Source organism: Citrobacter sp. Colony219, assembly GCF_019382635.1.
Lineage (GTDB): Bacteria > Pseudomonadota > Gammaproteobacteria > Enterobacterales > Enterobacteriaceae > Citrobacter > Citrobacter youngae.
The window spans coordinates 1,369,981-1,381,193 of record NZ_CP080033.1 but is presented as its reverse complement, the minus strand read 5'-3'; the positions used below and the strand labels follow the sequence as shown (position 1 = coordinate 1,381,193).

General features: G+C 56.9%; 8 protein-coding genes. 4 read left to right on the top strand and 4 right to left on the bottom strand.

Going from position 1 to position 11,213, the window contains the following annotated elements:
* On the top strand, positions 1-477 hold a 477-nt coding region (locus JTI85_RS21280; protein WP_370629252.1), incomplete at its 5' end, for an MBL fold metallo-hydrolase.
* Positions 478-495: 18 nt separating this feature from the next.
* Positions 496-1,446: a GlxA family transcriptional regulator gene (locus JTI85_RS05850; RefSeq protein WP_048212498.1), complete on the top strand. Its 951-nt coding sequence runs from the start codon at positions 496-498 to the stop codon at positions 1,444-1,446.
* Here JTI85_RS05850 and JTI85_RS05845 read toward each other — a convergent pair.
* Positions 1,443-2,051 carry a class I SAM-dependent methyltransferase gene (locus JTI85_RS05845; RefSeq protein WP_219352252.1) on the bottom strand — a complete coding sequence of 203 codons (609 nt, stop codon included), beginning with the start codon at positions 2,049-2,051 and terminating at the stop codon, positions 1,443-1,445. The genes JTI85_RS05850 and JTI85_RS05845 overlap by 4 nt on opposite strands.
* 154 nt (positions 2,052-2,205) lie before the next feature.
* On the opposite strand from JTI85_RS05845, the gene JTI85_RS05840 reads away from it, so the two are divergent.
* Both JTI85_RS05840 and JTI85_RS05835 read left to right on the top strand, forming a co-directional pair.
* Positions 2,206-3,300: a LacI family DNA-binding transcriptional regulator gene (locus JTI85_RS05840; RefSeq protein ID WP_199982319.1), complete on the top strand. Its 1,095-nt coding sequence runs from the start codon at positions 2,206-2,208 to the stop codon at positions 3,298-3,300.
* A gap of 106 nt (positions 3,301-3,406) precedes the next feature.
* The gene (locus JTI85_RS05835; RefSeq protein WP_219352251.1) at positions 3,407-6,484 is read left to right on the top strand and encodes a beta-galactosidase; all 3,078 of its coding nucleotides are present in this window, start codon (positions 3,407-3,409) and stop codon (positions 6,482-6,484) included.
* A gap of 100 nt (positions 6,485-6,584) precedes the next feature.
* Here JTI85_RS05835 and prpE read toward each other — a convergent pair whose 3' ends face one another.
* From prpE to prpC, 3 genes are read right to left on the bottom strand one after another with little or no spacing between them, the layout of a single operon-like run.
* The gene (gene prpE / locus JTI85_RS05830) at positions 6,585-8,471 is read right to left on the bottom strand and encodes a propionate--CoA ligase (protein ID WP_137345439.1); all 1,887 of its coding nucleotides are present in this window, start codon (positions 8,469-8,471) and stop codon (positions 6,585-6,587) included.
* Positions 8,472-8,511: 40 nt separating this feature from the next.
* A complete protein-coding gene (locus JTI85_RS05825; protein ID WP_115600888.1) occupies positions 8,512-9,963 on the bottom strand; it encodes a bifunctional 2-methylcitrate dehydratase/aconitate hydratase in 1,452 nt (483 codons plus the stop codon).
* 40 nt (positions 9,964-10,003) lie between these two features.
* Positions 10,004-11,173: a 2-methylcitrate synthase gene (gene prpC / locus JTI85_RS05820; RefSeq protein WP_016149667.1), complete on the bottom strand. Its 1,170-nt coding sequence runs from the start codon at positions 11,171-11,173 to the stop codon at positions 10,004-10,006.
* Between the last annotated feature and the right edge of the window lie 40 nt (positions 11,174-11,213).

Genomic DNA, 11,213 nt, shown 5'->3' with positions numbered 1-11,213 from the left:
CAGGGTTTCACGCAACTGACCGTCCTGACGCACAACACCGTGCTGGGCGACATCACTCTGCGTAAAACCGGTGGCCAGCACGGCTCAGATCGCGCCTATGCCATTCCACAAATGGCAGAACGCCTGGGTGATGCCTGTGGCGTTATCTTTATGCATCCGGCGGAAAAAACGCTGTATCTGGTCGGGGACACCCTCTGGCGCGACGAGGTAGAAGCCAACATGCATACCTTCCAGCCAGGCGTGGTGGTTCTGAATGCGGGTTTTGCCCACGTCATCGGTTTTGGCCCAATTATCATGGGTGCGGAAGATGTGCTGAAAACCCACTTCACCTTACCCGAAGCACACATTGTGGCGACCCATATGGAGGCGATTAACCATTGTCTGTTGACCCGCGCGGCCCTGAAAGAGTACGCCCGCGACAACCAGATTGCGCAATATGTCAACGTGCCGGAAGATGGTGAAACCCTGGCATTTTAATCTCTACAAAGGAATCGTATGCAGCCGCTTAACGTCGCCATTGTTGCCGTGGAAGATTTCAGCCCATTTCACTTCTCGGTGCCGTGTATCATTTTCAGTGACAAAATGGCGGTGAAAAAGCGCTTTGAGGTACAGATGTGCGGCGAAAAACCGGGCATCATCTCCTCGCAGGATGGTTTCTCCATTACCGCAACCCACGGCTATGAAGCGGTGGAGGCTGCCGACATCGTGGTGATCCCCTGGTGGGGCACCACCGCGCATCGTCCACCACAAAGCCTGCTTGGTGCGCTCAACCGCGCGCGACAAAACGGCGCGCAGATTGTCGGGCTGTGTCTGGGCGCGTTTGTCCTCGGCTATGCGGGGTTACTGGACGGTAAACGAGCGGCTACGCACTGGGAGTTCGAGCAGGATTTTCAGGCGCGCTTCCCGGCGGCCCAGTTGGATATCAACGCACTGTACGTGGATGACGACGGTATTATTACCTCAGCAGGTACCGCCGCCGCGCTGGATTGCTGTTTGTACGTAATTCGCCAGCGTTTTGGCAGCACGGTGGCGAATCAGATTGCCCGACGGATGATTGTGCCACCGCATCGTGAGGGCGGTCAGGCGCAGTTTATCGAACAACCGGTAGCGAAAAATACCCAGGATCAGCGCATTAACGCCCTGCTCGACTATTTGCGCCAGCATCTCCACGAACCGCATAATCTCGACGAGCTGGCACAGCGGGTGATGATGAGTCGTCGCACTCTAACCCGTCATTTTATGAAGGCCACCGGGTCAAGCGTGGCTGAATGGCTGATTACCGAGCGCCTACACCGCAGCCAGATCCTGCTGGAGTCCAGTCAGTTACCCGTTGAACGCATCGCCGAACAGGTAGGTTTTCTCTCCCCCGTCACCTGGCGGCAGCATTTTAAATCCCGCTTCGGCGTCAGCCCGGCTGAATGGCGTAAAACCTTTCGCGGCGATTAACCTCTTTTTTGCGCCAGCCAGATGGTGTGCCCGGTACAGTGCGGATCTTCCATCACCCTCTCAATCACCGTAAAACCGTGCATCGACAGCAATGCGTGATACTCATCAGGCGCGAGGCTGGCGTGAAACAGCGGCTCACCCTCAAATTCCCCCATCGCAATGCCGTTGTCCGTACCGCTGGTAAACATCAGCGCACTGCCGGGATGACTGAGCCGGTCAAAAATGGGGAACATCTTTTGCTGGTCCAACTGGGTTAAATGGAAAAAGCTGTCCCAGGCGATCAGACCGTCGAATGTCTCGTTAAGCGCCAGCTCACGCATATCCTGCTCCAGCCAGCGCTGTGCGGGAAAAGAGTGCCGCGCCCGCGCCAGCATTTCCGGGGAACCATCAACCCCCGTCAACTGAAAACCTTGCTGGATAAAATAACCCGCAATCGGCTGACCGTTTCCGCAGCCAATATCCACAATATAGCCCTGCCCGCCCATCACGTTGATGAACTTATCCAGCCAGTTTTTTTCAAACAGCGCGCGCGAACGCTGGCGGGCAAAAGCCTCAGCATGGCGTCGGTAGATGGACAGAATATTATTTGCCGCAGAGTCGCTCACGATGTCCTCACTTTTTAATCTGATAAGTTTAACGACGATAAATCCTCCCGCACACGATCCGCAACCCTGGAATGCGCCTCGCAGAACCTATGCGTAAATCCCCCAAAATCGTCCCGCTGTGGCATCATAGCGCGCAGATAACATCATGACAGGGGTGATAAACGTGAAACCGGTAACGCTATACGATGTCGCAGACCATGCAGGCGTCTCTTACCAGACCGTCTCGCGCGTTGTGAATCAGGCCAGCCACGTTTCCGCAAAAACCCGACAGAAAGTTGAGGCCGCGATGGCGGAACTCAATTACATCCCCAACCGCGTCGCACAGCAACTGGCAGGCAAACAGACGCCGCTGATTGGCGTCGTGACGGCGAACCTTGCCCTGCATGCCCCCTCACAAATCGTTGCCGCCATAAAATCCCGCGCCGACCAGTCCGGCGCCAGCGTGGTGATCGCCATGGTCGAGCGCAGCGGCGTTGAGGCGTGTAAAACCGCGGTCCACAACCTGCTTTCTCAGCGCGTAACCGGGCTTATCATCAACTATCCGCTGGATGAAGAAGACTCCATTGCCATGGCCGCCGCCTGCGGTACAGTGCCGGTACTGTTTCTCGATGTCTCTGACCAGACGCCGATTAACAGCGTGATTTTCTCCCATGATGACGGTGCGCGACTCGGCGTTGAACATCTTGTACAGCATGGTCATCAGCGAATCGCCCTGCTGAGCGGGCCGCACACTTCAGTTTCGGCAAGGCTTCGCCGTGCGGGCTGGCATAAATATCTGGCGCACTACCAACTACGTCCCATTGTAGAACGTGAAGGTGACTGGAGCGCCATGTCCGGCTTTCATCAAACCATGCACATGCTTAACGACGGTATCATTCCAACCGCTATGCTGGTCGCTAACGATCAAATGGCGCTGGGCGCAATGCGGGCAATCAGCGAGTCTGGGCTGCGAGTTGCAGCGGACATCTCCGTGATCGGCTACGACGACACCGAAGACAGCGCCTGCTACATCCCGCCGCTGACCACCATCAGGCAGGATTTCCCCACTCTCGGACAGACCAGCGTTGACAGGCTGTTGCAGCTTACGCAGGGTATGTCCGCCCCCGGCAATCTGCTGCTGCCGGTCACGCTGGTCGAACGGAAAACCGTACTGCCGCCTGACGCACAAACCGCCACGCCTCAGGTGCTGGCGGAGTCGTTGATGCAACTGGCGCGTCAGGTCTCTCTGCTACCATCCGGCGAGCGCTAATTACTGTGAGTCAGTTCACCCATTAAACCCGCCCGGCTTTACAGCGTCTCACCGCAGGCCTTATGTTTATTAAATTGTGAGCGAATAACAAACATGAGATACCGCTATGACTCTGAGCTCGGACTCACTCGCCGCCGTACTGGCGCGCCGTGACTGGGAAAACCCCGGCGTCACACAGATAAACCGTCTGGAGGCACATCCGCCGTTTTGTAGCTGGCGCTGCGTGGATGATGCCCGTAACCACCGGCCTTCATCCCAACGAATTTCGTTAAACGGCGAGTGGCAGTTCGCCTGGTTTGCCACACCAGAGGCAGTGCCAGAAAGTTGGCTTGAGCATGATTTACCGCAGGCCGTTGCCCTCTGCGTGCCGTCTAACTGGCAGATGAGCGGTTATGATGCGCCAATCTACTCCAATATCACCTATCCATTCCCGGTCAATCCGCCTTCTGTTCCGACGCAGAACCCTACCGGATGTTACTCGCTCACATTTAGTGTTGAAGATGCATGGTTAGATGAGGGTCAGACGCGGATTATTTTTGACGGCGTGAACTCCGCGTTTCATCTGTGGTGCAACGGTCGTTGGGTCGGCTACGGTCAGGATAGCCGCCTGCCGTCTGAATTTGATCTTCGCGATTATCTGCTGCGCGGCGCAAACCGCCTGGCCGTCATGGTGCTGCGCTGGAGCGATGGCAGCTATCTGGAAGATCAGGATATGTGGCGCATGAGCGGCATCTTTCGCGATGTTTCTTTACTGCATAAACCCACAACACAGATCCGTGACCTACGCATCAACACGCGCTTTAATGATGATTTCAGCCGCGCGGTGCTGGAAGCGGAAGTCCGGATAGCAGGCGACGAGCGTGAAGATGTACGTGTGACCCTGCAATTGTGGAACGGCGAAACGTTGGTTGGCGAGCTCACCTCACCGCCCGGCAGCGAGATTGTTGATGAACGCGGCGCTTATCACGACCGTACTACGCTGCGCCTCAACGTTGAACACCCGGCGTTGTGGAGTGCCGAAACGCCTAATCTGTACCGCGCCGTTGTGCAGCTACATACCGCTGACGGTACGCTGATTGAAGCCGAGGCCTGTGACGTCGGCTTTCGTCAGGTTTGCATTGAAAACGGACTGCTGTTACTCAATGGTAAGCCGCTGTTGATTCGCGGTACCAACCGTCATGAGCACCATCCGGTCAACGGTCAGGTGATGGACGAGGCAACGATGGTGCAGGATATTCTGCTGATGAAGCAGAACAACTTTAACGCCGTGCGTTGTTCGCATTACCCAAATCACCCGCTATGGTACACCCTGTGCGACCGCTACGGCCTGTATGTGGTGGATGAGGCCAATATCGAAACCCACGGTATGGTGCCCATGAATCGCCTGAGCGATGACCCAACATGGCTTCCCGCCATGAGCCAGCGCGTCACGCGCATGGTACAGCGTGACCGCAATCACCCAAGTATCATCATCTGGTCGTTGGGCAATGAATCTGGTCACGGCGCGAACCACGACGCGCTGTATCGTTGGCTGAAATCGGAAGATCCCTCTCGCCCGGTGCAGTACGAAGGTGGCGGCGCGGATACCGTAGCCACCGATATTATTTGCCCGATGTACGCCCGCGTCGATCAGGATCAGCCCTTCCCCGCCGTACCCAAATGGTCGATTAAAAAGTGGCTGTCGATGCCCGGCGAGCAGCGCCCGTTGATCCTCTGCGAATATGCTCACGCGATGGGTAACAGCCTCGGCGGCTATGCCAAATATTGGCAGGCATTCCGCCAGTATCCGCGTCTGCAGGGCGGATTTGTCTGGGACTGGGTGGATCAGTCGCTGACCAAATATGATGAGAACGGCAAAGCATGGTCAGCCTATGGTGGCGATTTTGGCGACACGCCTAACGATCGCCAGTTTTGCATGAACGGGCTGGTGTTCGCCGATCGCACCCCACACCCGGCGTTATATGAGGCCAAACATGAACAGCAGTTTTTCCAGTTCACGTTACTGCCGGGCGCTGAACGCCAGATTGAAGTGACCAGTGAATATCTGTTCCGCCGCAGCGATAACGAAGTTCTGCACTGGTCTATTGCCCAGGACGGCAACCCGCTGGCCGCCGGAGAGGTCGTTCTGGATATCGCCCCACAAGGCCGCCAGGTGATTACCCTGCCAGATGTCCCGATGCCGGAAACCGCAGGTCAGCTGTGGCTGACGGTGCGCGTCGAACAACCTCAGGCAACCGCGTGGTCAGACGCCGGGCACATCAGCGCCTGGCAGCAATGGAAGCTGGAAGATAAACTCAGTCTGGCGCTTAAACCTCGCGCCAGCACAGCGCCACAGCTGACGATCTGCGATGACACGTTTACGGTAATCGTCAGTGATAAACGCTGGGAATTCTGCCGCCGTACAGGCTTACTGACGCAATACTGGCTGGTCGAAAAAGCACAGCTGTTAGCACCGTTAATCGATCAGTTTACCCGTGCGCCGCTGGATAACGACATCGGCATCAGCGAAGTAACGCGCATCGATCCTAATGCCTGGGTCGAACGCTGGAAGGCTGCGGGCCATTACCATGCTGAGCCATGGCTATTGCAATGCGAGGCCGAAGCGCTGTCGAACAGCATCCTTATCACCACCGCGCATGCCTGGCAGTATCGGGGCGAAACGCTGTTCATCAGCCGAAAAAGCTACCGTATTGACGGCAAGGGTGAAATGCAGATAGCGGTGGATGTCGACATCGCCAGCGGTACGCCGCATCCGGCCCGCATCGGCCTGAGCTGCCAGCTGGCGCAGGTGGCTGAACGGGTAAACTGGTTAGGCCTTGGGCCGCATGAGAACTACCCGGACAGGCTGAACGCCGCTTGTTTCGACCGTTGGGATTTATCGCTCGATGAAATGTACACCCCGTATGTTTTCCCAAGTGAAAATGGCCTGCGCTGCGGGACACGCGAATTACGCTACGGGGATCATCTGTGGCGTGGTGACTTCCAGTTCAACATCAGCCGTTACAGCCAGAAGCAACTGATGGCAACCAGCCATCGCCATCTGCTGCAGCCTGAAGCCGGAACATGGCTCAACATTGACGGTTTCCATATGGGCGTCGGCGGGGATGATTCGTGGAGCCCTTCAGTGTCACCAGAATTTCAGTTGAGTGCAGGGCGTTATCATTATCAGCTGAGCTGGCGCTAATCACGTTGCTTTTGCCGGATGGCGCCGCTTCGCGGCTTATCTGGCCTACGGTGCGCGGTTTCGTAGGCCGGATAAGGCGAAGCCGCCCCCCGGCAACGCCCTACTCCTCGATCGCCTGGCGGATTTGCTGTAACGATGTTGGATCGTCAATGGTGGTCAGATCGCCAGGATCGCGGCCTTCGCAGATCGCCTGGATCGTCCGTCTGAGCATTTTACCGGAACGTGTTTTCGGCAACTGCGACACGAACCAGACATGTGCCGGACGGCCAAAGTTGCCAATCTGGCTGTCCACCAGCGCCATAATCGCCTTTTCTTCCGAATGGGCGATGTCGCGGTCTTCCAGACTGTCGCTCTGCTTTGGAATGACAAACGCGACGGCCACCTGCCCTTTCAGCGCATCCTTCACGCCGACCACCGCCACTTCCGCAACGTTCGGATAGCTGGAAATACTCTCCTCGATCTCTCGCGTACCGAGTCGGTGTCCGGCGACGTTGATCACGTCATCCGTACGCCCCAGGATGAAGTAATAGCCATCGGCGTCGCGAATGCCCCAGTCAAAGGTGGCGTACACCTGGCGGGAGAACAGCGACCAGTAGGTATTCACAAAGCGTTCGTCATCGCCCCAGATGGTCTGAATACAGCCCGGCGGCAGCGGCCCTTCAATCACCAGCATGCCCTTCTCGTTTGCCGCACAAGGTTCACCGGTCACCTCATTGAGCAGTTGTACGTTGTAGCCGTACATCGGCACGCCGGGACTGCCCAGACGCGACGGCCTGTCGTCCAGCCCGCGGGCAATTGCCATAATCGGCCAGCCGGATTCGGTCTGCCAGTAGTTATCGATAACCGGGACGCCCAGCGTTTGGGTTACCCAACTGGCGGTTGGTTCGTCCAGCGGTTCCCCCGCCAGATACAGCACCTCCAGCGAGGAGAGATCGTGATTACGGATTTGCGCGGTCGGGAATTTCTTCAGCACACGGATAGCTGTCGGGGCCGAGAACATCCGGCTGACCTGATACTTCTCAACAATTTTCCACCACACGCCACAGTCCGGATACGTTGGCAGACCTTCGTAAACCACCGTCGCCATCCCCGCCAGCAGCGGGGCATACACGATATACGAATGCCCAACTACCCAACCGATATCCGACGCGCAGAAGAACACGCCGCCCGCTTTACCGCCGAAAATGGTGTCCATCGAGGTCGCCAGCGCGACCGCATAGCCGCCAACGTCGCGCTGGACGCCTTTCGGTTTCCCGGTTGTCCCGGAGGTGTAGAGAATGCAGGACGTTTCGTTTGATTCCAGCCAGACAACTGGCACCCGCGCGCCGAGATGCTGTTGGCGCAGCGCGGCAAAGTCGAGGTCACGTCCCTCGACCCGCGCCATTTTCGCCAGACCGCGATCCACCAGCACCACATGACGCGGTCGGTGCTGCGCCTGGTCGATCGCATCATCGAGCAGCTTTTTATACGGCAGGATCTTGCCCCCGCGCGCCCCGGCATCCGCCGAAACGATAACCACCGGTCGGGCGTCGTCGATACGCGCCGCCACGCTGTGCGAGGCGAAACCACCGAACACCACCGAATGAATTGCTCCAATGCGTGCGCAGGCCAGTAGCGTAATGTGCGCCTCGGCGATCATCGGCATATACACCAGCACCCGATCGCCACGCTGTACGCCCAGCGACAATAGCATCGCCGCCACGACGTTCACTTCGTCATACAGCTGACGAAAGGTAAACGTGCGTTCTTCTTCGGTTTCGGATGACACAGCAATCAGCGCCAGCGCGTCAGGCTGTTTCTCCAGCCAGCGGTCGATGGCGTTATGGCACAGATTGGTCGTGCCGCCGCAAAACCAGCGGGCAAACGGCGGGTTGCTGTGGTCCAGGACCTGCGTATACGGCTGCTGCCAGTCAATACGCTGGGCCTGCTCGGCCCAGAACGACTCCGGTTGCGTTATAGAACATTGATAAAACTCGCTATAAGACATAATGCTCTCCTGTTGAACTTACGCCTTGCTGCACGCTGGTTTAAATAATGAAGAGATCCATATACTCATTGACCGGCATCTGCTCCAGGCGAGTTCTGTCCAGGGAGACATCCAGGATGCGCTGCTGCTGGCGGGTCGGGAACTGACGCGCCAGGTTGATTTTGAACTTCTCGACCAGCTTCGGCATGCCGTCAGTACGACGACGCGCGTGGCCGATTGGGTATTCCACTACCACTTCTTCAAAGCGTGAGCCGTCGGTGAATTCCAGAGTGATGGCGTTGGCGATGGCGCGTTTTTCAGGGTCGTGGTAATCGGCGGTAAAGGCCGGATCTTCGAAGCAGTTGATCTTCTCGCGCAGGGCATCGATGCGCTTGTCCTGCGCCACGCCGTCTTCGTAATCTGCCGCCGTTAAGCGCCCGAACAGCAGCGGAATGGCCACCATATACTGGATACAGTGATCCCTGTCCGCCGGGTTATTCAGCGGGCCTTTTTTATCGATGATGCGGATACAGGCTTCGTGCGTGCGAATGGTGACTTTTTCGATATCGGCAGCGGTCTTACCTGCGGCCTGTAACTGCTCGTACAACGTCATTGCTGCTTCTACCGCGGTCTGCGAGTGGAACTCGGCCGGGAAGGAGATTTTAAACAGCACGTTTTCCATCACGTATGAGCCGTACGGGCGCTGGAAGCGGAACGATTCGCCTTTGAAAGAGACGTCATAGAAGCCCCAGGTTTTCGCCGTCAGCGCAGACGGATACCCCATCTCACCGGTTTTCGCCATCAATGCCAGGCGTACCGCGCGCGAGGTCGCATCGCCTGCGGCCCAGGATTTACGCGTGCCGGTATTCGGCGCATGGCGATAAGTACGCAGCGACTGGCCGTCGACCCACGCCAGCGACACGGCGTTGAGAATTTCATCCCGGTTCAGGCCAAGCATCTCAGCGACCACCGCCGTGGAGGCCACTTTTACCAGCAGGACGTGATCGAGACCAACACGGTTAAAGGAGTTTTCCAGCGCGATACAGCCCTGAATCTCATGAGCTTTAATCATACCGGTCAGCACTTTTTTCATGGTCAACGGTGCTTTTCCCGCCGCTACCGCATTGCGTGACAGCCAGTCAGCCGTGGCCAGAATACCGCCGAGGTTATCAGAAGGATGACCCCACTCAGCGGCAAGCCAGGTATCGTTGAAGTCCAGCCAGCGGATCATCGCACCGATGTTAAACGCCGCCTGCACCGGGTCGAGCTGGAACTGGGTGCCAGGTACGCGCACGCCGTTCGGTACCACTGTACCTGGGACGACCGGCCCCAGCAGTTTTTTACAGGCCGGATATTCCAGCGCTTCCAGGCCGCAGCCTAAGGTATCAAGCAGGCAATAATGCGCGGTGTCATACGCCACCTTCGAGGTGACCTCGTAGTTCATGACGTAATCAACGATATCAACGATTTCACGGTCAAATTCCGGGCGGACGTTCGAAATATGTGCGGACATAGGGTACATTTCCTGTTTTTTATCTTTAGAGGTTTTTGAATTAGCAACGTTTTTCAATCGGGACAAATTCGCGATCTTCCGGGCCGGTGTAATTGGCGGAAGGACGGATAATTTTATTGTCCTGGCGCTGTTCGATGATGTGCGCCGCCCAGCCAGTGACGCGGGCGATGACAAACAGCGGGGTGAACATTTCGGTGGGGACGCCCATCATGTTGTAGGAGACCGCCGAGAACCAGTCGAGGTTGGGGAACATCTTTTTCGTTTCCCACATTACGTCTTCCAGACGGTCGGCAATGTTGTACATTTTCAGCGAACCGCCTTCCTGAGAAAGCTGTTTCGCCACGCGCTTGATCACCTGATGGCGCGGGTCGGCGATGGTGTAAACCGGATGACCAAAACCAATCACCACTTCTTTGTTTTCCACGCGTTTACGGATATCCGCTTCAGCTTCGTCCGGCGTTTCGTAGCGCTGTTGGATCTCCAGCGACACTTCATTCGCCCCGCCGTGTTTCGGTCCACGCAGTGCGCCAATCGCGCCGATAATCGCGGAATACATATCGGAGCCGGTCCCGGCAATCACGCGGCCGGTAAAGGTGGAGGCGTTAAATTCGTGCTCGGCGTACAGCACCAGCGAAATATGCATCGCTTTTTCCCAGCTTCGCGACGGCTTTTCACCATGCAGCAAATGCAGGAAGTGACCGCCAATAGAATCATCGTCGGTCTCCGGCTGAATACGCTCGCCGTTATGGCTGTAGTGATACCAGTACAGGAGGATAGAACTGAGCGATGCCAGCAACTTGTCGGCAATATCGCGCGCGCCGGAGACGGTATGTCCTTCTTTTTCCGGCAGCGTACAACCCAGCGCGGAGACGCCGGTGCGCATCACGTCCATCGGATGCGAGGCGGCGGGCAGCGCTTCCAGCACGGTACGCACGTTAGCGGGCAGTCCGCGCAGCGCTTTGAGTTTGCTTTTATAGGCGGTGAGTTCATCGCGAGTGGGTAATTTCCCGTGGATCAGCAGATGCGCGACTTCTTCAAATTCGCACTGCTGCGCCAGGTCGAGAATATCGTAGCCACGATAGTGCAGGTCGTTACCGCTTTTGCCTACGGTACACAGCGCGGTATTTCCGGCGGCAACGCCTGACAGCGCAACCGATTTTTTAGGTTTAATGACATGGGTACTATTTTGCAGGATCGTTGTGTCGCTCATGTTGTCCTCGTCATTTTTATAATATGTAGGGTACAAATTT

Coding starts and splice junctions, on each gene's coding strand:
- JTI85_RS05850 (WP_048212498.1), top strand. CDS start 496: ATGCAGCCGCTTAACGTCGCCATTGTTGCCGTGGAAGATTTCAGCCCA.
- JTI85_RS05835 (WP_219352251.1), top strand. CDS start 3,407: ATGACTCTGAGCTCGGACTCACTCGCCGCCGTACTGGCGCGCCGTGAC.
- prpE (WP_137345439.1), bottom strand. CDS start 8,471: ATGTCTTATAGCGAGTTTTATCAATGTTCTATAACGCAACCGGAGTCG.
- JTI85_RS05825 (WP_115600888.1), bottom strand. CDS start 9,963: ATGTCCGCACATATTTCGAACGTCCGCCCGGAATTTGACCGTGAAATC.
- prpC (WP_016149667.1), bottom strand. CDS start 11,173: ATGAGCGACACAACGATCCTGCAAAATAGTACCCATGTCATTAAACCT.